Here is a 26,276-nt window from a genome sequence, read left to right as displayed (position 1 = left end):
TCACAGCACCAGTTCCGGCCGTACGGCCCCGGGAGCGCCCGGCAGCCGTACGGCCCGGGGCGCTTGGGCCGGGCCCGGAGCCGTAGCGGCTGCACGGCTCCGGGCCCCGCCCCGCTAAGGCCCCGCTACGGCCCCCGCCCCGGCTCGGCCCCGGTCGCGGCGCGGGGTGAAGGTGAACGGGAGCGCCCTGACCCGGTTGTCGAAGCTGGAGTCGATCAGCTCCGCCGGGCCCGTCGCCCGCAGGTTCTCCGTCCGGGACAGCAGCTCCCGGAAGACCGCCTTCATCTCCTGCCGCGCCAGATGGGCGCCCAGACAGTAGTGGGGGCCGCCGCCCCCGTACCCCAGATGCGGATTGGGGGAGCGGGTGATGTCGAACGCGTCCGGATCGGCGAAGACGGTCTCGTCGCGGTTGGCCGACGCGTAGAACAGCACCACCTTCTCGCCCGGCCGGAACACCCGCCCGCCCAGGGCGTACTCCGCGGTCACCGTCCGGCGGAACTGGATGATCGGCGTCGAGTGGCGGACGATCTCCTCCACCGCCCCGTCCCCGTACCGCTCGGGCTCGGCGGCCAGCAGCTCCCGCTGCGCCGGATGGTCGCCGAGCAGGACCAGCCCGTGCGCCAGCGCGTTCCTGGTGGTCTCGACCCCGGCGACCAGCAGCAGGGAGAAGAACGCCCCGAGCCTGCGGGCGTCCAGCGCCTGGCCGTCGACATCGGCGGTGACCAGCGCCGTGATCAGGTCCTCCCGGGGCTCGCGGCGCCGCTCCCGGGCCAGCTTGCCCATCACCAGATGCAGATGGGCCAGGGCCCGCAGCCCCCGCCCCGGCATCCGCAGCCGCCGCCGGCCCACGCCGATGTCCCGTGACGCCTCGTCGATCCGGCGGGCGATCTCCCGGCGGTGGTGTCCGGGGACTCCCATCAGATCGCAGATGATCTCGAACGGCAGCCGGGAGGCGATCGCCGCGACGAAGTCGGCGGGCCGGTCCCGGATCACCTCGTCCACCAGCCGCTCCGCCACCGCCCTGACGTTCTCCTCGGCGGCGGCCAGCAGTCTCGGGGTGAACGCCCGGCCCACGATCCGGCGGAGCGCCGCGTGTTCGGGATCGTCCAGATTCACCATCGAGTCGCCGAACAGGGCCTTCACCCAGCCCGCCGGTTCGGGTGTGGTGACGCCCGGGGCGCTGGCGAAGACCCGGGGGGTACGGCTCGCCTCCTGGACGTCGGCATGGCGGACCAGCGCGTGGAAGCCGCCCGGGCCCTCCGCCGGGCCGAACCGGACCGGGGCGCCGGAGGCCCGCAGCCGGGCGAAGGCGGCCAGCCGGTCGGGGCGCGGCAGCCGCCAGAACCCGGGATCGGCGAGATCGGGCAATCCGGCGGGCGGGGTGGCGGACGGCCCGGCGGTGCCGGGGGCGGTGGGGCCGGAGGCGGCGGAAGGGGCCGCCGCCGGGGCGGGGGGCGCGGGAGTGTCCATGGCCGGGGCCTCCTCGGGGTCGGGGCGGACCATCTTCGTCCATTGTCCGGCTATCCGGAGCTATCTATGGCTATCAGCGGGTATGCAAGGGTGCGTCATGCCGGGTGATCCGTAGCGCCGTTGCTGCATCCGGGGGAACTTCGCGCTGTCACCCGCGCCCCGGTCGTTGTCCCGGCGCAGAAGAAGAACGGCGGTCGGCCGACCGGCGACACGCGCCGGTGTGCGCCGCCGAGCGCAGAGGGGACAGATCCATCCATGAAGTCGACCACCCGGGGTTCCGTCGCCGCCGTACTGGCGTGTGTGGCGTCCGCCGTGGGCGCGGGCGCCGTGCCCGCCGCCGCGGCCCCGTCCGTACCGGTCAACCTGCCGCTGGAGAGCCTGGAGCACGTCCTCCCGGTCCCGGCCCCCGAACTGGCCACCGGTGTCCCCGTACCCGTACCGCACGCCCCCGAGGCACCGGCGCACGTCGCCGGGCGGCTGCTGCCGTACGGGGCGCTGCCCCGGGTGCCGCTCAGTACCGAACTGCCCGTCACCGAGGCGGGGGTACCCGTCACCGAACCCCTCGGGGACCGCGAGCTCGGCGTCGCCCGGATCGCCTCCGAGGCGGCCGAACTCTCCCTCGCGACCCCCGGCGCCTCCCTGGGCGCTCCCCTCTCGGCGCCCCGGCCCGAGCTGTACGGACAGCCGGAGCCGGTACTATCGGAGGTCGCCGTACTCACCCCGACCCTGCGCGGAGCGCCCGCCGCGGGCCTCCTGCTGGACCGATAGTCATACGAACCATCCCCCGGGTGCGCGGCGTTCCACCCGGACGGGGAACCCTTTCGCGGTCGCGTCGTTGACAGGTTCCACCCCCTGTCATCGAACACATCGCGAAGGGCGACCCATGCGCATCCCCGACCGCCTCGGCACCTTCCGTACCACCGTCACCGCTCTCACCACCCGCCGGATCGCGTTGCGCGCGCTGTTCACGGCGGCGGCGGCCGGAGGGACGGCCGGGGCGCTCGCGCCCCTGCTCCGGGCGGGCGGCGGTACCGGCCCCGGCGAGGACTCGGCGGCGGCACCGGAACGCTTCTCGGAGGTGTACCGGGGCCGCCGGATCGAGGGCTCCGCCACCGTGTTCGTCCCGGTCCACGGCCATGGGGACGGCGGCGGGGGAGGATCCGACGGCCCGGGGCACGGCTCGGGAGACGGACCCGGCTCCGGCGCCGGTGCCGGGTCCGGTGAGCGGGGCGGCGGCGGGCGGACGGGTGCCGCGCCGCCGACGATCGAGGTCAGGATCGACGGCCGCCCGCTGCACATCATGCGGCGCGCCGACGGCAGCTATCTGAGCCTGGTCAACCACTACGAGTCCTTCCCCACCCTGCGCGAGACGGCGCGGGCGGCCGTGGACGAGCTGGGCACGGCACAGCTGGTGGTGCTCCGTGGCTGAGGCCGAGCCGAAGAACCGCGTACCGGTCCGGAAGAACCAGCGCGATCTGACCGCCGTCGAGAAGAAGCGCCTGGTCGACGCGGTGCTGGAGCTGAAGCGGCGCGGCGAGTACGACGAGTTCGTCCGGATGCACGGCGACTTCTACGTCACCGACGGAGAACTGCGCCCCCGGGCCGCCCATATGACCCCGTCGTTCTTCCCCTGGCACCGCCGCTATCTGCTGGAGTTCGAACGGGCGCTCCAGCGGGTCGACGACCGGGTCACCGTGCCGTACTGGGACTGGACCCGGGACGCCTCGCCCACCGAGGGCCCGTGGACCGACGACCTCCTCGGCGGTACGGGCCGCCCCGGCGACCGCCGGGTCACCAGCGGCCCCTTCGCCTACGCCACCGGGGGCTGGACGATCAACTCGCGGGTCGCCGACGGCCGCTATCTCACCCGCGACCTCGGCCGCCCGGCCGACCCGCTGACCCTGCCCACGGCCGACGACGTCGCCCGGGCGATGACGGAACGGGAGTACGACACGCCCCCCTGGGACTCCACGGCGCGCGGCGGCTTCCGCAACGCGATGGAGGGCTGGGCGGCGGGCAGCCCCGAACGCTGGCGCACCCACAACCGGGTGCACCGCTGGGTCGGCGGGCTGATGCTGGGCGCGACCTCGCCCAACGACCCCGTGTTCTGGCTCCACCACGCCTTCATCGACCTGCTGTGGGACCGCTGGCGCCGGGCCCGCCCCGAATCCGGTTACCTGCCCCGGACGGCGCTGCCGCGCGGCGACCGCCAGCACCGGAGGGTCTTCGCCCTGGACGAGCCGCTGCCGCCGTGGGACGTACCGCCGTCCGAGCTGATGGACCACTCGGGGTGGTACCGCTACGCCTGACGGTCCCGTGTCCCGTGTCCCGCGTGGAGCGGGAAAGACCGAGGGCCTCGCCCTCCGACCGGGTGGTCGGGGGACGAGGCCCTCGGGCTCGGGGTGATTAGTACGCGCCGCCACCGGTGTTCGCGCACTGGTTGCCGAACGCCGGGTTCAGCAGGCCGATCACGTCGATCGTGTTGCCGCAGACGTTCACGGGGATGTTGATCGGAACCTGAACGACGTTGCCGGAGGCGACACCGGGGGAGTTGGCGGCGGCACCGTGCGCTCCGGCGTCAGCGGCGGCCAGGCCCGCGCCACCGGCCAGCAGGGCGCCGGATCCGGCGAGGACGGCGGCGGCCTTCGCGATACGCGACATCAGTAGTTCTCCTTGCAGAGTCTGAAACATCGGCCGCAGAGCTTGCGGCCTTCACGTTGACAACGCGGTACCCCGTAGGTGGTAACGGATCTTGCCGGAACTGTCCGAACTGATCGTCTGTGCGAGTGTCGTCCGGGGCGTGACCCGGGCGGGGTTCCGGGCGTTGCGCGGGGTATGGGCAATCACGGAAAGCACCGCGCGCCGACGCGGTCGGACAGGTCGGACAGGTCGTTCAAGGCGTCCAAGGCGCTGACGGTCGCCGGACTGGCACTGGCGGCGCTGGGCGCGGCGGGAGCGGGTACGGCCGCGCAGGCGGCGCCGACGGCGAGCGCGGGGGCGGTGGCGACGAACGGGGGCGAGGTGGACCGCAATCTGCTGAAGCCGCCGCCGGGCGGGGTCCTGGCCCCGGTGACGGCCCTCCTCCCGGGGCTCCCGGGCGCGTAGGTTTCGGCGCCGCGGAGCCTCTTGTCGCGGAGCCCCTCGCCGTGCTGCCTCGCCTTGTGGACGGCCCCTCCGCCGTCCGTGGCTGGTCGCGCGGTTCCGCCCCCTGTGCCTTCGGCCATGGGGGACCCCCAGCGCCCCTGGACGTCCTGCCGGGCGGCGCTTGTCTTTCGACCGCGGCCCACGACGGGCCGCGGACGGCGAACCACCCCCGTGGGGCCGGGCGGTCCGAAACCCCTGGCAACCCCCGGAGGGTCCCGTGCCGGGGCCCCGACGGCGGTGGGGCCCCAGCACGGGGGGTTTCAGGAGCGCGGCGTGCGCCGGACCGAGCGGCCGGCGAGGACGTCCGTACGGGCGCCGTCCTCGATGACGAAGCGCCCGTCGATCAGGACGTACGGAATCCCCGTCGGCAGCGTCCGGGGCGCCTCGAACGTGGAGCCCGCCGCGACCGTCTCCGGGTCGAAGAGCACCAGGTCGGCCCGGTAGCCCTCGCGGACCAGGCCCCGGTCCGGGAGCCGGAGCCGGGCCGCCGGGCGGGACGTCAGATGGGCGACGGTCTCCTCCAGGGACAGCACGCCCAGTTCGCGCGCGTACCGCCCGAGGTAGTGCGGGAAGGTGCCGTACGCCCGCGGATGCGGCTTCGCGCCCTGGAGGATGCCGTCGCTGCCGCCGGTGTGGACCCGGTGCCGCATGATCGTGCGGACGTTCTCCTCGTGGCCGACGTGCTGGAGGATCGTGGAGCCCAGCCGGTCCGCGATCATCAGCGCGCGGGCGGTGACCCAGGGCGCCTCGCCGCGTTCCTTCGCGGACTGCTCGATGGTCTTGCCGACATAGCCGCCGAGCGCCGGGTCCGCGGTGCCGGAGATCTCGATGGTCTCCCACTCCATGGGGACGCCGTGGCAGCCGTCGGAGCCCTCGACCTCCAGGTGGTGCCGGATCCGTTCGGCCGTCTCGTCGTCCCGCAGCCGGTCCAGCAGCGCGTCCGGACCGCCTTCGCTGGCCCAGCTGGGCAGGGTGGCGACCAGGGTCGTGGAGCCGGGGGTGTAGGGGTAGGTGTCGAGGCTGATGTCGGCGCCCTGGTCGAGAGCCTCGTCCAGCAGGGCCAGCAGATCGCCGCCGCGCCCCTTGTTGACGCCGAAGTTCATGGTGGCGTGGGCGAGGTGGAGCGCGCAGCCCGCGTCCCGGCTGAGCCGGACCATCTCCTCGTACGCCTCCAGCGCCCCGGCGCCGTAGGAGCGGTGGTGCGGGCAGTAGTAGCCGCCGTAGGAGGCGACGACCCGGCAGAGTTCGGTCAGTTCGGCCTGGGGGGCGTACATCCCGGGGGTGTAGGTGAGCCCGGAGGACATGCCGACGGCGCCCTGTTCGAGGCCCTCGGCGACGAGTCGCTTCATCCGGGTGAGTTCGTCGTCGGTGGCGGGGCGGTCGTCCCAGCCGACGACGGCCATCCGGACGGTGCCCTGGGGGACGAGGTAGGCGGCGTTGACGGCGATGCCCCGGTCGAGCCGGTCGAGGTATTCGCCGACGGTACGCCAGTCGAAGTCGACGGAGTCGTCGCCGGGGCCGCCGCCGTTCCAGCCGTTGATGGCCCGGCGGACGCCGTCGAGGGTGGCGTCGTCGACGGGGGCGTACGAGAGCCCGTCCTGGCCGAGGACTTCCAGCGTGACGCCCTGCGCGGCCTTGGCCTCGTGGCCGGGGTCGCGCAGCAGGGCGAGGTCGCTGTGGGCGTGCATGTCGATGAAGCCGGGGGCGAGGGCGAGTCCGGCGGCGTCGACGACGCGGGCGCCGGGCGCGGCGGGCGCCGGGTCGCCCTCGCGGCGGATCGCGGTGATCCGGCCGTCGCGTATCAGCACGTCGGCGCGGTAGGAGGGGCCGCCGGAGCCGTCGACGACCCGGGTGTCACGGATGAGGAGGTCCATCGTCGTCCCGCCTGTCAGAAGAAGGTGCGGATGTAGTCGGTGACGGTTCCGTCGGCCTCGACGAGGGGGATGAGCTGCCACTTGTCGAAGGCGGTACAGGGGTGGGAGAGGCCCATGCCGACCCAGTCGCCGACCTCCAGATCGGCGTCCGGCGCGGTCTTCACCCAGCCGTGCTGGTCGGAGAGGCCGCTGATCTCGATCCCGGTGGCGGGGCGGATCTCGCCGGTCTCGGCGTCCCGGACGACCTGGGCCTCGGGGAGGTCGAGGTCGTACGCGGCGTCCCGCTTGCCCGCGTTGAGGAACGCCTGCCCGGGGGTGGGGCGGGAGACGACCTGCGCCCAGAGCCGGAACGCGGGCCGCAGCGCGCCCTCGTCGGGGACCCGGTTGAAGGGCGTGAGATGGCGGTAGTGGCCGTCGTCGTGGGAGACGTACGCCCCGGAGCGGAGGAGTTTGAGCACCGGCCGGGAGAGGGCGGGGATTTCGGCGAAGACATCGGCGACGGCGTCGAACCAGGCGCTGCCGCCGGCGCTGATCACCACGTCGGACCCGGCCGCGAACCGGCCCTCGCGGTCGAAGCCGGCGGCGAGCGCGACCAGGCGGCGCAGCCAGGCGCGGACCCGGTCGCCGTCGGCGTCGGGGACCTCGCCCTCGTATCCGGCGACGCCGACCAGCCGGAGGGTGGTGGTGGCGGCGATCGCGTCGGCGACGGCCGCGCACTCGGCCTCCGTACGGGCCCCGGTCCTGGCGCCGTCCCCGGCGCCCAGCTCGACCACGACCTCCAGCGGGCGGCGGGCCCCGGCCTCGGTCAGGGCCCGGTCCATCAGCTCGGCGCCGCGGACGGAGTCGACGTAAGCGACGAACCGGAAGTCGGGGTCGCGGTCCAGTTCGGCGGAGAGCCAGCGCAGGGCGGCCGGGTCGACCAGCTCGTTGGCGAGGAAGATCCGCTGGATCCCGTGGGCCCGCAGGACCCGGGCCTGGTGCGGGACGGCGACGGTGATGCCCCAGGCGCCGCGCTCCAGCTGGCGGGCGAAGAGCTGCGGCGACATCGACGTCTTGCCGTGCGGGGCGAAGACCAGGCCGTGGCGCTCGGAGTAGCTCTGGAGGAGGTCCAGGTTGTGCTCGACGGACTCGGCGGAGAGCGCCAGCACGGGGGTGGTGAAACCGCCGGTGAACAAGGAGCGCCGCTCGGCCGCCAGCTCCGCGACGGTCAGTCCGTCGGCGTCGGGGGGCAGCGCCTTGAAACGGTGGTCCACGCGTTCATGGCGGAGCTGGCCCAGCGGATCGGCGGGCATGGACGCCTCCTCGGTTCGTACGGTCATGCGGTCACCAGGTTTGTTGCAATATTTGCAACGGTCATTGCGTATAACGCTCGGTGCTGTCTAACATCCGGCGCAGTGCCGGGTCAATGGACCCGACCGCCCCAGACCCCGCGAGGAGCCCCAGGGTGAGCAGCGTGAACGGACCCGGCGAACCGTCGGGCACGGATGCCACGGCCCCGGTCGCCGAGGTGACCTGCCTCGGCGAATCCATGATCACGTTCCTGCCCACCGTGCCCGGACGCCTCGCCGACGTCCCCGCCTTCACCCGCGCGATCGGCGGCGCCGAGTCCAATGTCGCCTGCGCCTTGGCCGCCGCCGGACACCGCGCCGCCTGGGTCAGCCGGGTCGGCGCCGACGGCTTCGGCGACCACCTCGTCACCGCCGTCGCCGGATACGGCGTCGACACCTCCGCCGTCGCCCGCGACCCCGGCCGCCCCACCGGCGTCTACTTCCGGACCGCCACCGACCGGTCCGCCTCCGGACACGAGGTCGTCTACTACCGCGCCGGATCCGCCGCCTCCGCGATGTCGCCCGGGACCGTCCCGTACGACCTGGTCTCCCGCACCCGCGTCCTCCACCTCTCCGGGATCACCGCCGCCCTCTCCGCCGACTGCCTGGCACTGCTGCGCCAACTGATGCTTCCCCGCGCCGGGCGTCCCCTGATCTCCTTCGACGTCAACCACCGGCCCAAACTCTGGCGGGACGCCGACGCCGGGCCCGTACTCCTCGGCCTCGCCCGCGGCGCCGACCTCGTCTTCGTCGGCGAGGACGAGGCCGAAGCCGCCTGGAACATCGAGGGACCCGGCGCGATCCGGGCCGCCCTGCCCGAGCCGGAGACCCTGGTCGTCAAGCAGGGCGCCGCCGGGGCGACCGCGTACGTCCGCGACCCCGGCACCGGCACCGACGAGGAGGTCTTCGTCCCCGCGCCCGCCGTGGACGTCGTCGCCCCCGTCGGCGCGGGCGACGCCTTCGCCGCCGGATACCTCTCCGCCACCCTGCGCGGACTGACCGCCCGGGACCGGCTGCGGCACGGCCATCTCACCGCCGCCGCCGCCCTCACCGTCCCCGGCGACCTCGGTACGCCCCCCGACCGCGACCGGGCCGACCGGCTCGCCGCACTCGACGACGCCTCCTGGGAGAGACTTCGTCTCGGCCCCGGCTGGACCTCAGCCGTGGATGAGGAGGTACGTACGCCATGAGCCAGACCGTCGACCGCGCGCTGAGCATCCTGCCGCTGCTCGCCCAGGGACCCGCCGACCTCGGACAGGTCGCGCAGCGCCTCGACGTCCACAAATCCACCGCGCTCCGGCTGCTGCGGACCCTCCACGACCACGGACTCGTCTTCCGCCAGCAGGACCAGCGCTACCGGCTGGGCGCGCGGCTCTTCGCCCTCGCCCAGGAGGCGATCGAGAACCTCGACGTCCGCGAGATCGCCCACGCCCATCTCGTCACCCTCAACGAGCAGATCGGACACACCGTCCATCTGGCCGTCTACGAGGAGAACGAGGTCCTCTACATCGACAAGGTCGAGAGCCGCTACCCGGTCCGGATGTACTCCCGGATCGGCAAGCCGGTGGCGATCACCGTCGCCGCCGTCGCCAAGCTGCTCCTCGCCGATCTGCCCGAATCCGAACGGCGGATGATCGCCGAACGGCTCGACTACCCCATGTACACGGCCCGTTCGACGCCGAACGCCGCCGCGTTCCTCAAGGAGCTGGCGACCGTACGCGACCAGGGCTGGGCCACCGACCTCGGCGGCCACGAGGAGTCCATCAACTGCATCGGCGCCCCCATCCGGGGCGCGGGCGGCAAGGTCGTCGCCGCGATGTCGGTCTCCGCGCCCAATGTCGTCGTCACCGCCGACGAACTCCTCACCCTGCTGCCCCTGGTCCGCCGGACCGCGGACGCCATCAGCCGGGAGTACAGCGGGGCCGTCACCCCGCAATGACCCCCGACATGATCCCTTCCAGACCCCACTCAGCCGCCGACGAACAAGGAAAGCGCATGACCGAGAAGATCGCGATCACCCCCGCCACCCACACCGCCCCGCCCGCGAAGTTCTCGCACGGCGTCAAGAAGGGCAACATCCTCCAGGTCGCCGGCCAGGTCGGCTTCCTGCCCGCCGTCGAGGGCCAGGCCCCGACGCCCGCCGGGCCGACCCTGCGCGAGCAGACCCTCCAGACCTTCGCCAACGTCAAGGCGATCCTGGAGGAGGGCGGCGCGAGCTGGGACGACGTGATGATGATGCGCGTCTACCTGACCGACGTCGACCACTTCGCCGAGATGAACGCGATCTACAACGCGTACTTCGAGGAGCAGGGCCTGACCGCGCCGCCGTCCGCCCGTACCACCGTGTACGTCGGCCTCCCGGCCGGGCTGCTGATCGAGATCGACGCGCTGGCCGTCCTCGGCTGACGCGCCCCCCCCGAGACGTCACCGGCGGACCGACCCCTGAACGGCCCGCCGGTGACACCCCCGGGTACGCCGCCGCCCGCCGAATCCGGTGGCGTACTCCTGCCGCACCGCCTCTGCCGCACCACCCCTGCCGTACGGCTTCGGGACGCGCCCCCTGTACGTGTCCCCACCGCCGGTACCTCCGCAGGCACCGCACCGCACCCCGGCGCGCACCACCCACCGCGCGCAACTGCCGCCTCACGCACACCCCGCGTGGCCCGCTTTCCCGTTCACCCGTGAACTCCTTTGTGCGGAAGACCCCTGAACCACCTTTGAAGCGCCTTCCGAACCATCGACGCACCACCGGTCACACCGGTCACGGCGCGGTCTCCCCGGCTCCTGTCGCCGGAGTGCCGTGCCGCGATCCGCCGTACCCGAGAACCCCTCCACCGACGTAAGGGTTTGTCGTGTTGCCCACCGCCACCATCGCCGCTACGGCGCCCGCCACCGAGGCGCCGCCCCACACCGGAGGACTTCTCCTCCTCATCGACGGCACCGCCGGTCTGCTGACCGTCGCCGCGCTCGGCATCGTGCTGCTGCTGGTCATGATCATCAAGGTCAGACTCCAGCCGTTCGTCGCCCTGCTGGCCGTCTCCATAGCCGTCGGCCTCGCCGCCGGACTCTCCGTCACCGAACTCTTCGGCACCATCCAGCGCTCCGCCGCCACCTCGGTCATCGAGACCGGAATGGGCGGCATCCTCGGCCACGTCGCCATCATCATCGGCCTGGGCACCATGCTCGGCGCGATCCTGGAGGTCTCCGGCGGCGCCGAAGTCCTCAGCAAGCGGCTGCTCGGCCTCTTCGGCGAGAAGCGCGCACCGCTCGCCATGGGTGTGACCGGTGTGATCTTCGGTATCCCGGTCTTCTTCGACGTCGGCATCTTCGTCCTCGCGCCGATCGTCTACGCCGCCGCCAAGCGATCCGGCAAATCGATCCTGCTGTACGCGATGCCGCTGCTGGCCGGTCTCTCCATGACCCACGCCTTCCTGCCCCCGCACCCCGGCCCGGTCGCCGCCGCCGGACTGCTGGACGTCTCCCTGGGCTGGGTCATCCTGATGGGCATCGTCGTCGGCCTCCCGGCCGTCGTCGCGGCCTGGGTCTTCTCCGACTGGATCGGCAAGCGGATCCACGTCGACGTCCCCCAGGACATGCTGGAGGCCGCCGAGGAGGCCAAGGCCACCGTCGCGGCCGAACGCGCCGCCGACGGCAAGGGCGCCCCGGAGGCCGAGGTCTCCCTCGGCACCGTCCTGCTGATCATCGGTACGCCGCTGGTCCTGATCCTCGCCGCGACCTTCTCCTCCATCGCCATGGACGAGTCCACCCCGCGGTCCGTGATCGAGTTCTTCGGCAACCCGTTCGTCGCCCTGACCATCGCCCTGGTGATGGCGTACTACCTGCTGGGCATCCGGCGCGGCTGGTCCCGCAAGTCCCTGGAGCAGGTCTCCACCTCGTCCCTGAAGCCCGTCGGCAACATCCTGCTGGTGGTCGGCGCGGGCGGCGTCTTCGGCGCCGTCCTCAAGGCGAGCGGCGTGGCGCAGGCCCTCTCCGACACCTTCGAGGACGTCGGCCTGCCGCTGATCGTGCTGGCGTACCTGATCTCCCTGGTCCTCCGGGTCGCCCAGGGCTCCGCGACGGTCGCCATCGTCACCACGGCCGGCATCGTCCTCCCCCTGGTCGAGAGCGGCGACCACTCGCAGCCGTTCCTCGCCCTGGTGATCATGGCCATCTCGGCCGGCTCCATCTTCGCCTCCCACGTCAACGACGGCGGCTTCTGGATCGTCGCCAAGTACTTCGGCATATCGGAGCGCGACACCCTCAAGTCGTGGACCGTCCTGGAGTGCGTGCTCTCGGTCGTCGGCTTCGCGGTCGCGGCGGCGCTCAGCCTCTTCGTCTAGACCCCGCCGCCCCGGGCCCCGGTCGGCGGCGCCCGGGGCGGCGGTCGTACACCTACACAGGAAGGGGTGTACGACGAGGGAGGGGGCGTACGGACTCCGGTCCGTACGCCCCCCTTTCGCCTTTCCCGCCCGGGAAAACCCGGCGCCTCGACCATGCCGGGGCGGGACCGAAAGCATCGGTACGGTACGAGCCGACGGCCCCTACGAGGGGAAGCCATGGGCGGATTACCGGGCGAGGCGGCCCTGATCGCCGGTGAGGAGTCCGGGGCCCTCTTCGAGAACTTCGAGCGCACCGCGTTCCGGCTGGAGACGCCGGCCGGGTACGACATCGGGGACGAGCGCGCGGAAATCGCGCGGTTCCTCTCACCGCCTACGGGGAGCGTCACCGCTGACGAGCAGGCGCCGGTAGCAGTTGTTGCTCCACTGGGCCCCCTGTTCTCCCACCACGGCGGTCCAGTGGCGGCAGACGGTCTCCACGAAAGCCCGGACGGCGGCGGGTTCGGCGGCCGGCCAGGACGGTACGGTCGCCAGCCAGCCGAGGGCGGCGGCGGGCGGCTGGTCGAACTCCATGAGCCGTACGGCGGTGTACGCGGCGTCGACCCAGCCGGGCCCCGTGGCGGCCATGGCCCAGTCCACGACGTACGCGCGCGGAGCCCGGTCCTGCTCGGTGACGAGGATGTTGTGCGGATTGGTGTCGGTGTGGAGCAGGGTCTGCCCGGCGAGGAGTTCCGCGTCTCCCGGGCCCAGGAACCCGGCGTACCGCTCGGCGAGCGGGGGTACGGCGACTCCGGCGGGCGGGCGGAGTTCCCGCATCCGGACGAGGACGTCCCGGACGGCGTCCAGGTCACGGCTGCCGGGGCCGAGGCCGGCATGGCGCCCGTCGATCCGATCGAAGGCCAGGACACGCCATCCGTCCGTACGAATGTCATACCGCAGTCGGGGGCCGATGCCGGTGACGGCGGGGTTCAGCAGGGTTTCGCGGTGGAGCGCGGCGGCCTCGTCGTTCGGGCCGTCGGGTACGCCTTTGAGGAAGAGTCCCCCGTGTCGTTCGGTGGCCACGGTCGCCGCGAACCGGCAGTTGAGCCCGTCGACCACGGTCGTCGCGTCGTACACGGCACCTACGAGGTCTTCGATACCGGCCCGCAGACCCGGCGGTAACCCGTCCCAGCCGAGGCGTTCGGTCACTTTCTTCTCCTTCCGGGACCGGGGGCACCGCGTGGGCGCCCCCGGCGTCATCGGTTCCGCTACGACTCCCGGGTGACCCCGCACAGACGGCAGCGCACCTTGCCGCTCCAGCCGACCCAGTCGTGTTCGCACCCGGCGGCGACGGGCCGTCCGACTGTCGCACAGACCGGTACGGGGACTTGGCCCGGGCAGCCGGGCCGAACAGGGGCATCTCCCGGGGCCGTGAGGGCGTTGGTCATATCGGGTCGTCCTTTCCGCTGTGCGGCGCTCACGGCGAGATATCGCCGGACCGGTGGATACACGTCCTGCGTTATGTACTGGTCGAGTTCGCCGTACGGCGCCCAGACGACGGCATCGATCTCGCGGGGCGCGGCGACCCGTGCGGTGGTGTCGGTGCCCCGGACGAGGGCGCAGGCGAGACAGACGAGGCGGCGGCGGGTGCGGGGGTGGTCGCGCTCGCCGAGGACCGGGCCCGCCGTGATCGTCAGGCCCGTCTCCTCGCGGGCCTCGCGGACCGCCGTGACGCCCGGGGGTTCGCCCAGTTCGGCCTTGCCGCCGGGGAACTGCCAGAGCAGCGGGCCCTCGGGCAGCCGACGGCGGACCAGCGGCACCCGGGTGCCATGGGTGATGACGGCGAGGACGACGGGCACGCTCACTGTATGGCCTCCCGGGCGCGGCCGTTGAGCCGGGTGACGGTGTGGTCGGCCAGCAGCCAGCGGAGGCGGGGGTCCTCGTACGGCACCCGGACCGGGTCGTCCGCCGCTCGCAGGCCGGTCCGCCGGGTGGCGTCCGGGCTGTGGAGGACGCCCGTGTACCCCCAGGCGCGGGGGGTAGCGCACTCGTACGGCGATATGACCGCGCAGCAGGGCCGGGCACTGGTCGACGGCGAGTGCGGCGCAGGACGGGCAGACGGGCGGAGTGACGGTGAGTTCGCCTTCGGGAAGGCGTCCGTCGTCGTCGGGGAGCAGCCAGAGGGGGCCGTGGGGGTGCGGGGGCGGCCGATGTCCGCAGATCTGGCAGAGCAGACGCGCGGTCGCCTTCCGCTGGCGGCGGGGGTCGAGCTGCTCGTAGAGCGGACGGCCCGCGACATCGGTGGCCCGGCGGCCCCGGCCCCGGGCGAGCAGGACACCGTCGTCGGTCCGGTCGTGGACGGTCTCGTCCGTATAGACGATCCGCCGTCGTACGGGGTCGAGTGCGAGGGGTTCGGCGAGGTTGGGCGCCCCCGACCAGGGCGTGACCCAGGGGACGACGCGCCCGTGGAAGCGGGGCAGCGGGTGGGGTCCGGTCACGGGAGTGGCCGTACCGACACCGCGATGCGCACCACCATCGCCCACGCCCCCTACGGCCACGGACCCACCGCGCCCCGGCCCCGTTAGCGGGACTACCGCGAGGTCGCCCTCCCCGCCCCAGGCGGTCGTCGTCTACTGCGTCAGCGTCCCGGCCGCCCTCATATCACCGTCGTCCGGCTCATCAGCCTCTGACGAGTTGCCCATAGGCAACCGGAACGCCCCGGTTCGAGGAGGGCAGTCGCCTATGGGCAACTCGTGTAAGAAGCCGTCTCACTTCTTCGCGGGAGTGGCAGAAGTGGCTGCTGGGAGTCCCGACGGCCTCCTGTGCATGCCCCCGGCCCTCCGGAGGAGCCCTGCCCCGGAGCAAGTGCTCCGGTGAGCGGGCCGGGCTCGTTTTCTCAGCCCGTGACCCGATCAAAGATCAGGGGATATGGGACCGCTTCTAACTGCGGGTCCTGGCCGTGGGCTTCTTCGCCGGTCACCCATGATGCACTCACTCCGGTGTCCAGCGCGGCAAGGATCATCTCCTCGGCCAGCCGGGGCTTGGTCGCGAAGGAGAGGTCCTCGGGCACCCCGGCAGCGTGGCGGCGCTCGGGATCGGGGTACCAGGAGCGCTCGGGCAGGTAGAGCCGTCGGTCGATCGGCGCGCGTCCCCGCTCAGTGGCGTAGGCGAGGAACACGCCGACCTGGGAGTTCTCGATCCGGCCCGCTGTGCCGGTGTACTCATCGCGGTCAACCGGCCTCCGCCGCGCGGCGGAGGCCGGTCGACCCCGTTGGTACCCCAGGCCGAAGCCCGGCCCGTGCCTCCTGGCACATGCTCATGCCATGACCTCTCAGGTACTCCCCGCGACCGACCAGCCGGCCGCCGCTCCTCTCCTTCGGGCCGCCGCGAATGCCGCCGTCGCGTGGTCCGTCCTCTTCGGCGTCTTCCACATCTACTGGGCCCTCGGCGGCAGCCTCGGGCTCGGCGACGGCGCACAGGTGAAGGCCGGGCTCACCGGCGGCATGCTCGCCTACGACCTGATGGTGGCCGTGCTCTGCTTCGTCGGAGCCTGGGTCGCCCAGGAATTGGGCAGGGCTCCCGCCGCACGGCCTCTGTTCCCCCGCTGGATGTTCCTCACCATGGCCTGGACGGCCACCATCGCCCTCGTCGCACGTGGTGGCATCGGCATCGCCGACGACATCCTGCGCTCCACCGACATCCTTACCAACGGCCTGAGCGGCCTGACCGTCCAGGACGTGTACGGAGAACCGCACCCCTCCGCGTACACGATGTGGTCGATGCGGATCGTCGACGGCTTCTTCGTCCTCGGCGGGCTGCTCTTCGGCACGGCCCTGCGGGGCCATCTCCGGCTCGCCGGGAAGGCCCGCTGAGCCGAACCGGCGACTTCACGGCGGCGAAAACTTGAGATACCGCCCGACGGCGCGGCCACGAACGCCGCCCTCCAGACAGAACCCCCCAGGCCGACGGCCCGGGGGTTTCGCGTTGCCCGGACCGTCCCAGCCGCCTCGCGCCGGTTCCCCGCCCGGGATACCGCAGCTCGGAGCAGGACTACCCGTACCGCGAGGAGTCGCCGACGGGACGTCGCCCGGTCAATGGTTTTTACCCGCCGGGAGGCTTGAAGGTCCTGACGAGCGGGCGTCGGATCACTCTTCCGGTGCGCCCAATTCGTGGGCCATCGCCCGCAACGGCTCCGGCGGCAGCGGGCGCATGGCGCAGAGATCGATGACGAGGCGCTTGACCACCTGCTGGCCCAAAACAGTTCGGGAGCCGCCCGACGCACCTTCAGTAGCGCGGCCACAGCTTCGTCGGTGGTCTCCGCGAGTGCGGGGATGTTCCCCGGAGTCGGCCCCCCCTTACATGCTTTCCATGAGCGCGATCTCGTCCAGCGCCTTCCGGACGCGCACCCCCAGGTCTGCGTGGCCGACTTCGTGATGCGCCACCGGAAAGCGGCGCACGGGAGGCTTCTCCCGCCAGTCCCGTTTGTTCAGGTCCGCCCGCCTGACGTGCGCCATCGCGCCCACCTGGTTGGTGAGGAACACCACTTCCAGCAGCTCCGGCCGGTCCGTCTCCGGCGCACGGCAGGCGAGTACGAAGGTCTGGTAGTAGCCCCGATGCATCTCCACATCTGGAATGTACGAGTCCATAACGTGCGACTGGTCGCAGAAGTACCCCTGCTCCGCGAAGGCGTCCATCACCACCTCGTGCAGGGGCAGCGCCGAGACGTGCAGCAGGTCGTTGTCGACGTCCGTGCCGTCGTCGTCCCAGTCCCGGAAGTATGTGCTCTTCACGGAGAGGACGACCCCGAGGGCCCTGCCGCCGAGTTCGCTGACCGGAGTCTCCCAGGGCAGCCGTTCCGAGAAGGCGAGCCGCAGCTCCTCGCCCCTGCGCAGGGCATTGCCCGACGGACTGGCGAAGGTGCTGTCGAACTCGTAGTCGCGTTCCTCGCCCCGGTAGTCCACGTAGCGCGCGGACATCTGGAGACGGACGCCCCGGACGGGCGTGTCCCGCGATCCGCCGCGCAGCAGGACCTCGCCCTTCACTGTGCCGCCCGGGTACACCGGGCCGTGGATCTGCGTGTCCACCTCGATCGCCTCGTCCGGGTTCCCCCGTCCGAACAGCCTTCTGAAACCCATGTCGTCCGCCCCGCCCTCGTCCCGCCCGGTGTATCGGCCGCATGCGGCCCGGCCCGGTTCAGCCCCGCTCGTTCTCCGTGGAGATCGGCTCAGTCTAGGGGTGAATGATCAGGCTCCTGCGGCTGCATCGGTGAGTGCCCAGCGGGGCCGGCGGCCCGTGGCGTAGGGGCCGGAGGCCAGCGCCCGGCAGTCGATTGCCGAGCAGCAGCGGCCGCGGGGGCGTGTCGTCGGGGGTGTCGAGCGTTCCCGGTTCTCCTTCCCGGCTGACGCCCCGCGCCCCACGACGACGGCTCTGCCGCCGGCGGTCCTGCCCTGGCCGGGACCCGTGCTGGGCAGAGCGGCCGACGGCCGGGACGCCGACGATCGGGCTGAATCCCGCGCCCGTATATCCCCGCAGGCGCGAGCCGGAGGCCCCGGACGTGGTCCGGGGCACTGCCAGACGCTCATTAGTCCTGCGAGCCACGCTGCCCGAACAGTCCGAGTGCGGTCAGTACGGAGACGCAAAGCGACGTCCAACCGACGAACGCGCCGCCGCCGTACAGTACGGCGCCAGGCGCCGTGGCCCCTGCTTCATGGGACAACGCTCCTGCCACCACCGCTACCAGTAGCGCGGACACCAAGGACAGGAGCAGGAGAAGTACCCGCATGGGGAATGTCAGCCTCACCAGTCGATCCCTTCGCGAAGGTGATCGAGCTGTTGGCGGGCAGCCTCAGCTCGACCACCGATCTTGATGGTCTGCTGAGGCTCTGCGACGGTTGGAGACTCACTGTGCCCACTCCCACCGGCTTCGGCGTGCTGTCCCCCATCGGACACGTCGCCAGCACACCGAGGCTTTCACATGGGCAACACTGACCATAGCGAGCCGCGTTGAGGACTGTCAGGAGTTCCGTCCGAACAGGGGGCGCGGGCCGGCGCGAACAGGGCCGACGTGTCGTCCGCGACGGGTCGGGCTCGGGGAACGCCCGGCGGGCCTTGGGCCGGGCGTCCTGGCTGCGGCCGAGCATCACCAGTACCGGATCCGGTGTGGTCCCCGCGCGTGCGGGGATGTTCCTCGTCGAGCCGACGGCCGCCCTGGCGCGGCTACCGTTCCGGGCTCCGCCGGCTCACCTCGGAGAGCGTGCGCAGGCTCCGCAGGAAGCTCTCCCGGTCGGCGTCCGCCAGTTGTCCGAGCCAGGACTCCTCGCGCTGTTGGATCTCGTCCCGCACGGAGTCCCGCAGTCGGCGGCCTTCGGGCGTGAGGGAGAGCAGCCGGGCCCGGCGGTCCTTCGGGTCAGGCCGGCGGGCGAGCAGCTCGCGCGACTCCAGGTCATCCAGCACGGCGATGATGCGGGTCTTGTCGGCGTTGATGGCCGTCGCCAGCGCGGCCTGGGTACGCAGGGCTGTGTCTCCGAGGGCCGACAGCACGACATACCCCCACATGCTCAGCCCGTGAGCGTCGAGGACGGGTTGCTCGGCGGCCATCAGCGCACGCCCGAGGGGTACGACCATCGCGGCCAGGTCGGGTCGGGGTGCGTCTCCAGTGGCAGCGTTCATGGCGTCGAACCTACCCGTTGACAATTAGTAGGCACAAGTAGATCGTAAGCGCATGCATACTAAAATTCTGAGGTCCTCCTGGACAGCCGGGTCGGCAAACGGCCAGCCCGGCCCCGTCCTGGTGAGCATCACCGACTTCGCGCCCCGCAGGATCACGGACTTGCCCGGGATCTACCGGGCAGCCCGGCGCCTCGCCTCCGGCTGGCAGGAGTTGGACGGGGCGCACGGCATGTGGCTGTGGGCGGAGCGTACCGGCCGCAGATGCGGGGCTGTGGCCGTCTGGCGCGATCATGCCGCGCTGCGCGGGTTCGTCGGCTGGCCGCCGCACATGGACATCATGCGGACCTACCACGGCAGGGGCGAGCTGACCTCGGTCACCTGGACCTCCGACACCTTCCACCCGGGAGCCGTCTGGGCGCGGGCCCAGGCCGAGCTGCTCGCCGCGCGAACGGCCCGACCCGGTCCCGACGGCCCGCCCCGGTACACCTGGCAGACGCCTCGCCGGCCCTGTCGCCGTCATCTGGCTGGACGACCGGATCGCAACAGAGGGCCCCGCCCCGCTCCGTAGCGGGCGGCACGGCACGGCCCGCTGACGCCGACTCTTCGGCGTGGTGGTTTGACCTGCCTCGCGGTAATTCGTTTGATCGGTTCTGGGCCCGTGGGCGCCCGGCCGCGCGAAGGAACAGCCCCGTTGATCCTTTGCCCAGGACCGGTCAGAAGCTCACTCTCGGCAGCTGTTTCATCATCGTCTTGAGCCGTCGCCGCATCGTCGGCCGTGCGGGGCCGGTCCGTCGTGGAAGATCCGGGATGAGCTCACCGAAGGCCCCTGGCCCGTACCGCCGACCGCCGCCGCAGTACCGGCGAGTCGCACCAGGCCCTCGCCCCGCTTCTGCCCTCCGACGAGAGCGTGCTGACCATCCCGGCCGCCCGGCATCAGGAGCAGGCGCGGCTGGAGGCGGAGGTTTCCCCCGGCCTCGGTGGGGTCGGCGGCCTCTCAGCGCACCCGCTCGGCATCGTGCGTCTGCGGCCGGAGCCCGACGGGCTCACCGTCCGGGTTGACCGACGCGCCCTGGGGCGTCATGTGCTGGGCGGACCTCCTTCTCTCCCGCCCCACCGGTGAACACGACAGTGATCCCCGCAACCGGATCACGGGCCCGGCCGGCCTCCGCTACCGACGCGACCACGGCGGCATCCACCTCCACCGGCCCGGTAGGCCCACGAGGATCACCCTCACCGGGTTCCCCGCCCACTGGTGGGACCACGTCACCCGATCCCAGACCACGGGCCGCTACTTCTATCCGGCGAACGGCGGCAACGCCGTCAACTTCATCCACGGTGCCGGCGTTGGGCCGTTCATCTTCCTGGTCCAGGCCGAGATCCTCGCCGCGATCAGAATGCTCACCCGCGGCGACCTCGCCCCCGGCATCCACGAGGTCCCCGCACCCGACCGCGAAGCCACTGCGGCGACCTGGCTCTCCTACTTCAACAGGTGATCACCATGGCCATCACAGCAGACACATCCGCACCACCATCGCCGCCTACCTCGATGAACACCCCGAGGACAGGATGAGCTCGGCCTCGTCCTCGGTCTGATCGACGTCAGCGACGACCTCACCAGCCGTAAGACGCTGCCCGGCCACATCACTGCCGGGGCGATCCTCGTCGGCCCCGACGGCCGCATCCTGCACATTCTCCACAACGCGACCCAGAAGTGGCTCTTGCCCGGTGGCCATCTGGAGCCCTCCGACAACACGCTCGTGCAGGCCGCCGGCCGCGAACTCGCCGAGGAGACCGGTATTCCGCCCCACGTCGTCACCGCGCACGGTGAGATCCCGCTCCATATCGACACCCACCTCATCGGCGCCAACCCCGCCAAGGACGAGCCCGCCCACCACCACTCCGACTTCCGGCTCCTCTTCCGCACCACCGCGGACATCGGCGAGCCACAGGCCGAAGAAGTCTCCGACGCCGCATGGCGAACGGTCGGCGCCCTCCACGACGAGATGTCGAGGGAACGCGTCGCTCATGCACTGAGCTGACTCCAAGACCGGCCGTCCCTGCGCCTGAGCCCCCAACGCGCGTCGGGGCGGCCTTCCGGCCCGCCCAGCGACAGGCCATCAAGGGTGGCCTTCGTCACCTGACGCGGTGATCGTTGCCATGGACAGCGACACGAGGCGCCGTCTCCACGAGACGCGGACCGGAGCGGCAGCCGCCGCCTGAACGACACGACCTGCATAGCGGGCCCGTCACGGGCGGGCCGTGTGTGGTCCTCCGGGGTGAGCCGGCTCCACCGCGCGGAGGAGCCGGATCGCTCCCGGTGGGCGATGTGGCGGGTCTCGAAGGCTGCGATCTTCGGAGCATGCCGGGGGAACCGAGCCCGCGGAACGAACGCCGGAGGGCTGGCGCATGAGCACCCACACCATGAAACGGACTCACGGAGCACCGGCCCCGGCCGGTCGGGTGCGGGCCGCCTGGGCCGCCGCCCACGCCCCGGTGGCCGGAGTTCCCCGCCGGGTGCGCAATGCCGCGCTCGCCGTTCCGCTCGTCGTACTGCCGTCCGGTCTCTGGCGGATCGCCACGGAGTACATCCCCGCCATGGAGAGCGGCGGAGACACGGGCGACGGCGGCCTCCCGGGCTGGCTGCCCGGCGAGGTGTACATCGTTTTGCTGTCCGTCTTCTCGGAGCTGGTGGCGTTCACCGCCGTCGGGCTGATCGCCGCCTGGGGCGAGGTGTTCCCGCGTTGGGTTCCCGTACTGCGCGGACGCGGGGTGCCGCCGCTCGCCGCCGTCGTTCCCGCCGCGATCGGCGCGGTGCTGCTGACGGTCGTCTGGACGGCCGCCTTCGCCGCGGACTTCGCCGGTGTCACGCTCCAAGGGGATCCGACCCCGGCTGGCTACCCCGGCGAGGCGGGCGGCTGGATATCCGCCGTCTACTACGTCTGCTACATCCCGCTGCTGCTCTGGGGGCCGCTGCTCGGCCTGGTCACCGCGGCGTACTGGCGGCGGCGCCGCGCCGGACGGCCGGAGGGGATCGCGGCCCGGCGCCGAGTCGCGGCGGGTGGGACCGGAGGAAGGGGCGCACGCCTCGACCGCTCGCGTTCCGACGGCCGCACCGGGACCGCGTGGCGGCAGCGACCGAAATCCGGTGGTGCGACGCGGCTTCGGCGTCGAGACTCGGTGGATGCGTGAAGTGAATCCGTCTGACGGGATCTCCACCCTGTCGCCGCTGTGCCTCGGTGACACGGCGGGCAGGGTTCACCGCCGGGAAGCAGCCGAAGCAGCCGCCCGGTGACGACGGCACACGGTTCGACCGGTACATCCGGCCCCTGTCCCGGTTGGCGTGATCCGGTCCGCCCCGGGAAGGAACAGGTGACCCACCGATGCGGTTCACGGACGGTCAGGTCGTCTGCCGCGCCCAGTTGAATCTCGCGGACGTCCGTACCGCCGCAGCGGCCCTCGACGCGTGGTCGCCGCTGGTGGCGCGGCTCTCACCGGTCGGCTTTCAGGTGGTCGCCGCGGATACCGGGGCCGGGCTGCGGCGCGGGTTCCTGGGCGAGCTGCTGGTGGCCGTCCCGGCGCGGGACGGTGTGGCGGGTGTGGTCGACGCCGTGGTGGCGCCGGCGCGGGTGCTGGGGCTCGACCCCGGGCGGTTCGTGGTCGACGCCGATGGAGAGGGCGGGACGCTGAGCGCCGAGTCCGGGCCCTGGGGCGCGTATCTGCTGCTCGCCCGGCGGGGCGCCGACCCTCTCGAACCGGAGGGCGAGGAGGCGGACTACACCGGTCGGGGTGACGACCTCCGCTGAGGGTCGGCGCGTTCGGGTGGTCAGTCCTCCTTCCGGGCCGGGGCCGAGGCAGGGGCAGGGGCAGGGTGGAGGTAGCGGCGGACCGGGGCGAAGACGCCGTACGGGACATAGCGGTCGATGCCGTCGTACGGGGCCCAGACCGTGGCCGCGATGTCCCGGGGGGCGGCGAGCCGCGGGGTCGGGTCCGTGCCGCGGGCGATCGCGCAGGCGACGTAGACGAGTCGGCGGCCCGTCCTGGGATGCCGGCGTTCGCCCAGGACCGGGCCCGCGACGACCGTCAGGCCCGTCTCCGCCCGGGTCTCCCGGACCACCGCGGCGGCCGGGGGTTCGGCTCTCTCGTTCTTGCCGCCGGGGAACTGCCACAACAGCACCCCCTTGGGGAGCCGGCGGCGGACGAGGAGCACCCGGGACTCATGGGTGATGATCGCCAGGACCACCGGGGCGGTCACCGCAGGGCTCCTTCCGCAGGCGGCCGGAACACCTCCGCGACCGGTGGCGGTGGCGGGGCGATCGGGCTTGTCCGGCGGACGGGAATACGAGTGGGGGTCGGCGTCAACAGAGAGGCGATAGCATCACGCATACGACTGATCAGCTCCTTGAAAAGCTGGTTGGTCACAGCTCCGGCGGACCGTGGCGACGGCCCGTCGGAGCGCCTTTTCCCCGCCGGGCCGCCCGGTCGGCGAACGGAACAGGGCCCGGCGAATGGTTCCGTCTCCGAGGAAAGCGGGTCCTCGCGGAGTCGAGCCAGGCAATTCGGCCGCCCGGCGTCCGGGGCGGCGGCGGAAATTTTTACCCGCACCCCGGCACGGTCGGTTCCCGCGGGGCTACCTTGGGCTGATGGTGCAGCCGGAGAACACCCGTTTCGCCGCTCATCTGCGCGCCACCGGGCTGTCGCAGGAGGAGTTGGCCGATCGGCTCAACGCTCATATCCAGGTCCTGACCGGCCGGCCCGGCAGCATTACCTCACGACACATCCGTAACTGGCTTACCGGAAAGACGAGGTGGCCCCAGGAACGACAGCGGCTCGCATTGCGGGCGGAGTTCGGATCCGACGCGTATGAGCTGGGATTCAAGCCGAGGAACAGTGCAGCAGTTCACGTTTTTACGGCCGAAGGCTCAGCGGACATGGATCCGGAGGAAATCGTGAAACGCCGTCACTTCACCGTCGCCGGTACCGCCGCAATCGGCGGATCGGCGCTGCCGGGCACCGGGTCCGCCGCGATTCCCCTGCCCCGGTTCGGCATGGCACAGGTCGACGCCCTCGGAAAGGCCTTCGACCGGCTGATCCGGGACGACGACGGCTCGGGCGCCACCGCCCGGCTGGAGGCCGAGGCCCTGGCCTTCAGCGAGCAGGCGCTGGCCCTGCTGCTCTCCGGCGGGATGCTGCCGGAGCGGGTCCGGTCCCGCATCTACGCCCTCGCGTCGTCCTTCACCGGCTTCGCGGTCTGGGCCGCCGTGGACCGCTGCCGCCCCGAACACGCCCAGCGGTACGTGGACCGCGCCCTCACCCTGGCCAGGCTCTCCGGCCGGGCCGAGACCGAACTGCGGATCTGGCGGCACGTCTCGATCCTCGCGGGCCAGCGGGGCGACCACAACGAGGCCATGGCCGCCGCCCAGGTGGCCCGTAACTCCTCCGCCTGCCAGCGGGATCCGCTGCTGGCCGCCATCACCTCCGCCCGGCTGGCCTCCGTCGACGCGGGCACCGGGAACGCCCGCGCCGGGCGGCGCGCCCTCGACAGCGCGCATACCGCCTTCGGCCGCGCCGACCACACGGCGGACCGCGACAGCTGGTGGGCGTTCTTCGACGCGGCCGAACTGCACGGCCTGTCCGCCCTGGTCCTCGCCAAGCTCGGCGAGTACGAGGAGGCGGAGGCCCATCTGCATCGCACCCTCGCCCTGCTCCGCCCCGAATACCGCCGCAACCGGGCCTACTACACCGCCCATCTCGCCCTCACCCAGCTTCGCCAGAAGGACGCCGAGACCGCCTGCGGCACGGCCCTGACCGTGCTGGCGGACCGGAGCGCTCTCACCGGCCGGACCCGTAAGACGCTGCGCAGGTTCGACCGGGGGCTGGCCGGAATCGCTCCCGGAGCCCGGTTCGCCGATGCCTGGGCCGAGCGCTTCCACGATGCGAAGGGGCGGCTCTGACCATGGAGTTCCGCCATCTCGACGCGGGCGGTCTGGAGGCCGTACGGCCCTTGGTCCTCGCCATCCATACCGAGGTCAGACACCAGGACTTCGGTATGACGGGCGACTTCCACAGCGGGGCCCGGTTCGATCTGCGGCTGAGCGCCTACGCCGCCCGCCCCGGCTGGGCCGCCGTCGTCGGCTACGACGACGGCGAGCCCGCCGGGTTCTGCTTCGGTATACCGCTCGCCGCCGACACCCGCTGGTGGCGGAGCATGAATCCGCCGCTCCCCGCCGACCTGGTCCGTGAGGACGGCCGCCGTACGGTCGCCCTCAACGAGATCGTGGTCCGCAAACGCTGGCGCGGCACCGGGGCCGCCCGGCGGCTGCACGACACCTGGCTCGCCCGGCGGACCGAGGAACGTGTCACGTTGCTGGTCGACCCCGTGGCCGGGGGCGGCCGGGTGAAGTCCGTCTACGAGAGCTGGGGCTACCGCACCCTCGGCGACCAGCAGCCCTTCCCCGACTCGCCCCGCTTCACCGCGATGATCAGGCCCGTCAGGCCGTAGCCGTAACCGAATCAGGGGTGGAAGGGTCCGGGTCCGGAGCCGCCGCCGTGAAGTCGTAGACCGCCCATTCGTCGAGGACCCGGAACCCCAGCCGGTGGTAGAGCGCGTTGCTGGTGGGGTTCGCGGCGTCCGTGAAAAGGACGAGGCCGGTGGCGCCCTCCGCGCGGGCCGTCTCGCAGGCCGCCGCGGTCGCCGCCGCCGCGTAGCCGTGGCCCCTGAGGTGGGCGGGGGTGTAGACGGGGTCGATCTGGACCACTCCGGCGACCGGCGGGTTGGCGCCCGCGATGGAGACCGGGGTGCCGTCGGGGGTCTCCCAGAACGTGTAGGTCTTGTCCGCGAAGCGGGTGTCCGGCCAGGTGTCGGTGGTGATGGTGACGGGTTCGCCGACGTCCTCGGCGAACCCCCGGCACCAGTCGACGACCCGCCCGAGGTCGGCGTCCCCGGCACCGCGGCCCCGGCCCGCCGGAAGCGGATCGGGCGGGGTGAGCGTACCGAGCCGGTGCAGGCGGAGTTCGACCCGGAGCGACGCGGTGGCACCGGTACGGCGCCGCCAGGCGGCGGCGAAGGCGACCGCCGTATCGCGGTCGCAGCTCACATAGGGGAGGTCGAGTCCCAGATCGGCCAGCCGGCCGGCGAGGCCGTCGGCCTGTCCGGGGGTGAGGGGGGTGATGCCGAGGCCCCGGCCGGGGAGGCGGTAGCAGACGCCGCGGACCTCGCCCCCGCTCTCCAGCCGCCCGTAGAGGACGGACTGGCCGGGGGCGAGGGTGTAGGTGCCCGCCCGGAGCCGGGCGATCACCGTCAGGGGCATCAGATGGACATCGGGCCGGGAGCGCAGGAAGTCGCCCGCCCCGGTGAGGAAACCGTCGAGGTCTTCGGTGAGGTGCCACTGATCGGAAGGCATCCCGCATGGTGCCGGTCGGCCCCGCCGGTGCTCAAGGCGATTTCGGCCGCAGCCCGAAGGGCCCACCGGTGGCAT

Annotated in this window: 26 protein-coding genes and 1 pseudogene; 16 read left to right on the top strand and 11 right to left on the bottom strand. The window is 72.3% G+C overall.

All coding sequences use genetic code 11. The features are described 5' to 3' along the window. Positions 1-114: 114 nt before the first annotated feature. Positions 115-1,503 carry a cytochrome P450 gene (locus ABZ714_RS26445; protein WP_358827826.1) on the bottom strand — a complete coding sequence of 463 codons (1,389 nt, stop codon included), beginning with the start codon at positions 1,501-1,503 and terminating at the stop codon, positions 115-117. 222 nt (positions 1,504-1,725) lie between these two features. Here ABZ714_RS26445 and ABZ714_RS26440 point away from each other — a divergent pair, with 222 nt between their 5' ends. The 3 genes from ABZ714_RS26440 to ABZ714_RS26430 all read left to right on the top strand — a co-directional run bounded on the left by ABZ714_RS26440 (position 1,726) and on the right by ABZ714_RS26430 (position 3,779). Beyond that, positions 1,726-2,238: a hypothetical protein gene (locus ABZ714_RS26440; RefSeq protein WP_358827825.1), complete on the top strand. Its 513-nt coding sequence runs from the start codon at positions 1,726-1,728 to the stop codon at positions 2,236-2,238. A gap of 115 nt (positions 2,239-2,353) precedes the next feature. After that, positions 2,354-2,899 (top strand): tyrosinase family oxidase copper chaperone, encoded by a 546-nt coding sequence (locus ABZ714_RS26435; protein WP_358827824.1) that lies wholly within the window; start codon positions 2,354-2,356, stop codon positions 2,897-2,899. Then, complete coding sequence (locus ABZ714_RS26430) at positions 2,892-3,779, top strand: tyrosinase family protein (protein ID WP_358827823.1); 888 nt, start codon at positions 2,892-2,894, stop codon at positions 3,777-3,779. The genes ABZ714_RS26435 and ABZ714_RS26430 overlap by 8 nt, the downstream gene beginning before the upstream one ends. Before the next feature lie 97 nt (positions 3,780-3,876). Here ABZ714_RS26430 and ABZ714_RS26425 read toward each other — a convergent pair whose 3' ends face one another. Then, positions 3,877-4,131 (bottom strand): chaplin, encoded by a 255-nt coding sequence (locus ABZ714_RS26425; protein ID WP_358827822.1) that lies wholly within the window; start codon positions 4,129-4,131, stop codon positions 3,877-3,879. A 174-nt stretch (positions 4,132-4,305) separates the two neighbouring features. Between ABZ714_RS26425 and ABZ714_RS26420 the strand changes: the two genes are divergently transcribed. Then, positions 4,306-4,575, top strand: a complete 270-nt coding sequence (locus ABZ714_RS26420) for a hypothetical protein (RefSeq protein ID WP_358827821.1) — start codon at positions 4,306-4,308, stop codon at positions 4,573-4,575. Between the two features lie 299 nt (positions 4,576-4,874). Here ABZ714_RS26420 and ABZ714_RS26415 read toward each other — a convergent pair whose 3' ends face one another. Together ABZ714_RS26415 and ABZ714_RS26410 are read right to left on the bottom strand one after the other, a co-directional pair. Beyond that, positions 4,875-6,488 (bottom strand): D-aminoacylase, encoded by a 1,614-nt coding sequence (locus ABZ714_RS26415; RefSeq protein WP_358827820.1) that lies wholly within the window; start codon positions 6,486-6,488, stop codon positions 4,875-4,877. A 14-nt stretch (positions 6,489-6,502) separates the two neighbouring features. Continuing rightward, complete coding sequence (locus tag ABZ714_RS26410; RefSeq protein ID WP_358827834.1) at positions 6,503-7,780, bottom strand: amino acid deaminase; 1,278 nt, start codon at positions 7,778-7,780, stop codon at positions 6,503-6,505. Positions 7,781-7,932: 152 nt separating this feature from the next. Between ABZ714_RS26410 and ABZ714_RS26405 the strand changes: the two genes are divergently transcribed. The 4 genes from ABZ714_RS26405 (at position 7,933) to ABZ714_RS26390 (ending at position 12,156) form a co-directional block, all read left to right on the top strand. Then, a complete protein-coding gene (locus ABZ714_RS26405; protein ID WP_358827819.1) occupies positions 7,933-9,006 on the top strand; it encodes a sugar kinase in 1,074 nt (357 codons plus the stop codon). Then, positions 9,003-9,755, top strand: a complete 753-nt coding sequence (locus ABZ714_RS26400; protein WP_358827818.1) for an IclR family transcriptional regulator — start codon at positions 9,003-9,005, stop codon at positions 9,753-9,755. Before ABZ714_RS26405 ends, ABZ714_RS26400 begins: the two co-directional genes overlap by 4 nt. 56 nt (positions 9,756-9,811) lie before the next feature. Continuing rightward, a complete protein-coding gene (locus tag ABZ714_RS26395) occupies positions 9,812-10,222 on the top strand; it encodes a RidA family protein (protein WP_358827817.1) in 411 nt (136 codons plus the stop codon). 449 nt (positions 10,223-10,671) lie between these two features. Beyond that, positions 10,672-12,156 (top strand): gluconate:H+ symporter, encoded by a 1,485-nt coding sequence (locus ABZ714_RS26390; protein WP_358827816.1) that lies wholly within the window; start codon positions 10,672-10,674, stop codon positions 12,154-12,156. A 363-nt stretch (positions 12,157-12,519) separates the two neighbouring features. On the opposite strand, the gene ABZ714_RS26385 is transcribed toward ABZ714_RS26390, so the two are convergent. From ABZ714_RS26385 to ABZ714_RS26375, 3 genes and pseudogenes are all read right to left on the bottom strand, one after another. Continuing rightward, on the bottom strand, positions 12,520-13,341 hold the full coding sequence (locus ABZ714_RS26385; protein ID WP_358827815.1) for a phosphotransferase: 822 nt from the start codon (positions 13,339-13,341) through the stop codon (positions 12,520-12,522). Between the two features lie 59 nt (positions 13,342-13,400). Continuing rightward, the gene (locus ABZ714_RS26380; RefSeq protein WP_358827814.1) at positions 13,401-14,630 is read right to left on the bottom strand and encodes an NUDIX hydrolase; all 1,230 of its coding nucleotides are present in this window, start codon (positions 14,628-14,630) and stop codon (positions 13,401-13,403) included. Between the two features lie 443 nt (positions 14,631-15,073). After that, a pseudogene (locus ABZ714_RS26375) lies at positions 15,074-15,355 on the bottom strand (transposase); the annotation flags it as partial. A gap of 100 nt (positions 15,356-15,455) precedes the next feature. On the opposite strand from ABZ714_RS26375, the gene ABZ714_RS26370 reads away from it, so the two are divergent. Beyond that, on the top strand, positions 15,456-16,004 hold the full coding sequence (locus ABZ714_RS26370; protein ID WP_358827813.1) for a DUF3995 domain-containing protein: 549 nt from the start codon (positions 15,456-15,458) through the stop codon (positions 16,002-16,004). 483 nt (positions 16,005-16,487) lie between these two features. Here the strand turns inward: ABZ714_RS26370 and ABZ714_RS26365 are convergent, their stop codons facing one another. Beyond that, positions 16,488-17,267 (bottom strand): sporulation protein, encoded by a 780-nt coding sequence (locus tag ABZ714_RS26365; protein WP_358827812.1) that lies wholly within the window; start codon positions 17,265-17,267, stop codon positions 16,488-16,490. A 1,081-nt stretch (positions 17,268-18,348) separates the two neighbouring features. Next, on the bottom strand, positions 18,349-18,801 hold the full coding sequence (locus tag ABZ714_RS26360; RefSeq protein ID WP_358827811.1) for a MarR family transcriptional regulator: 453 nt from the start codon (positions 18,799-18,801) through the stop codon (positions 18,349-18,351). A 52-nt stretch (positions 18,802-18,853) separates the two neighbouring features. Between ABZ714_RS26360 and ABZ714_RS26355 the strand changes: the two genes are divergently transcribed. From ABZ714_RS26355 to ABZ714_RS26335, 5 genes are all read left to right on the top strand, one after another. Further along, positions 18,854-19,369: a hypothetical protein gene (locus ABZ714_RS26355; RefSeq protein ID WP_358827810.1), complete on the top strand. Its 516-nt coding sequence runs from the start codon at positions 18,854-18,856 to the stop codon at positions 19,367-19,369. Positions 19,370-19,856: 487 nt separating this feature from the next. Then, positions 19,857-20,294 carry a hypothetical protein gene (locus ABZ714_RS26350; RefSeq protein WP_358827809.1) on the top strand — a complete coding sequence of 146 codons (438 nt, stop codon included), beginning with the start codon at positions 19,857-19,859 and terminating at the stop codon, positions 20,292-20,294. Positions 20,295-20,390: 96 nt separating this feature from the next. After that, a complete protein-coding gene (locus ABZ714_RS26345) occupies positions 20,391-20,840 on the top strand; it encodes an NUDIX domain-containing protein (protein WP_358827833.1) in 450 nt (149 codons plus the stop codon). A gap of 367 nt (positions 20,841-21,207) precedes the next feature. Beyond that, positions 21,208-21,990, top strand: coding sequence for a hypothetical protein (locus ABZ714_RS26340; RefSeq protein WP_358827808.1), 783 nt, complete (start codon positions 21,208-21,210; stop codon positions 21,988-21,990). Between the two features lie 191 nt (positions 21,991-22,181). Then, positions 22,182-22,604 (top strand): hypothetical protein, encoded by a 423-nt coding sequence (locus ABZ714_RS26335; RefSeq protein ID WP_358827807.1) that lies wholly within the window; start codon positions 22,182-22,184, stop codon positions 22,602-22,604. 20 nt (positions 22,605-22,624) lie between these two features. Here the strand turns inward: ABZ714_RS26335 and ABZ714_RS26330 are convergent, their stop codons facing one another. Then, entirely contained in the window at positions 22,625-23,053 is a 429-nt protein-coding gene (locus ABZ714_RS26330; protein WP_358827806.1) for an NUDIX domain-containing protein, read from the bottom strand. A gap of 694 nt (positions 23,054-23,747) precedes the next feature. Here ABZ714_RS26330 and ABZ714_RS26325 point away from each other — a divergent pair. Beyond that, positions 23,748-24,752, top strand: a complete 1,005-nt coding sequence (locus ABZ714_RS26325; protein WP_358827805.1) for a hypothetical protein — start codon at positions 23,748-23,750, stop codon at positions 24,750-24,752. Positions 24,753-24,754: 2 nt separating this feature from the next. Further along, a complete protein-coding gene (locus tag ABZ714_RS26320) occupies positions 24,755-25,300 on the top strand; it encodes a GNAT family N-acetyltransferase (protein ID WP_358827804.1) in 546 nt (181 codons plus the stop codon). Here the strand turns inward: ABZ714_RS26320 and ABZ714_RS26315 are convergent. Beyond that, a complete protein-coding gene (locus ABZ714_RS26315; protein ID WP_358827803.1) occupies positions 25,290-26,201 on the bottom strand; it encodes a GNAT family N-acetyltransferase in 912 nt (303 codons plus the stop codon). The genes ABZ714_RS26320 and ABZ714_RS26315 overlap by 11 nt on opposite strands. Positions 26,202-26,276 lie beyond the last annotated feature (75 nt).

The organism is Streptomyces sp. NPDC006798 (genome assembly GCF_040635975.1).
Classification (GTDB): domain Bacteria; phylum Actinomycetota; class Actinomycetes; order Streptomycetales; family Streptomycetaceae; genus Streptomyces.
Note: the sequence above shows the minus strand (reverse complement) of the source record. Positions and strands in the feature narration are given on the sequence as shown.

Coding starts and splice junctions, on each gene's coding strand:
- ABZ714_RS26445 (WP_358827826.1), bottom strand. CDS start 1,503: ATGGTCCGCCCCGACCCCGAGGAGGCCCCGGCCATGGACACTCCCGCG.
- ABZ714_RS26440 (WP_358827825.1), top strand. CDS start 1,726: ATGAAGTCGACCACCCGGGGTTCCGTCGCCGCCGTACTGGCGTGTGTG.
- ABZ714_RS26435 (WP_358827824.1), top strand. CDS start 2,354: ATGCGCATCCCCGACCGCCTCGGCACCTTCCGTACCACCGTCACCGCT.
- ABZ714_RS26425 (WP_358827822.1), bottom strand. CDS start 4,131: ATGTCGCGTATCGCGAAGGCCGCCGCCGTCCTCGCCGGATCCGGCGCC.
- ABZ714_RS26420 (WP_358827821.1), top strand. CDS start 4,306: ATGGGCAATCACGGAAAGCACCGCGCGCCGACGCGGTCGGACAGGTCG.
- ABZ714_RS26415 (WP_358827820.1), bottom strand. CDS start 6,488: ATGGACCTCCTCATCCGTGACACCCGGGTCGTCGACGGCTCCGGCGGC.
- ABZ714_RS26410 (WP_358827834.1), bottom strand. CDS start 7,780: ATGCCCGCCGATCCGCTGGGCCAGCTCCGCCATGAACGCGTGGACCAC.
- ABZ714_RS26400 (WP_358827818.1), top strand. CDS start 9,003: ATGAGCCAGACCGTCGACCGCGCGCTGAGCATCCTGCCGCTGCTCGCC.
- ABZ714_RS26395 (WP_358827817.1), top strand. CDS start 9,812: ATGACCGAGAAGATCGCGATCACCCCCGCCACCCACACCGCCCCGCCC.
- ABZ714_RS26370 (WP_358827813.1), top strand. CDS start 15,456: ATGACCTCTCAGGTACTCCCCGCGACCGACCAGCCGGCCGCCGCTCCT.
- ABZ714_RS26365 (WP_358827812.1), bottom strand. CDS start 17,267: ATGGGTTTCAGAAGGCTGTTCGGACGGGGGAACCCGGACGAGGCGATC.
- ABZ714_RS26360 (WP_358827811.1), bottom strand. CDS start 18,801: ATGAACGCTGCCACTGGAGACGCACCCCGACCCGACCTGGCCGCGATG.
- ABZ714_RS26355 (WP_358827810.1), top strand. CDS start 18,854: ATGCATACTAAAATTCTGAGGTCCTCCTGGACAGCCGGGTCGGCAAAC.
- ABZ714_RS26340 (WP_358827808.1), top strand. CDS start 21,208: ATGAGCACCCACACCATGAAACGGACTCACGGAGCACCGGCCCCGGCC.
- ABZ714_RS26335 (WP_358827807.1), top strand. CDS start 22,182: ATGCGGTTCACGGACGGTCAGGTCGTCTGCCGCGCCCAGTTGAATCTC.
- ABZ714_RS26320 (WP_358827804.1), top strand. CDS start 24,755: ATGGAGTTCCGCCATCTCGACGCGGGCGGTCTGGAGGCCGTACGGCCC.
- ABZ714_RS26315 (WP_358827803.1), bottom strand. CDS start 26,201: ATGCCTTCCGATCAGTGGCACCTCACCGAAGACCTCGACGGTTTCCTC.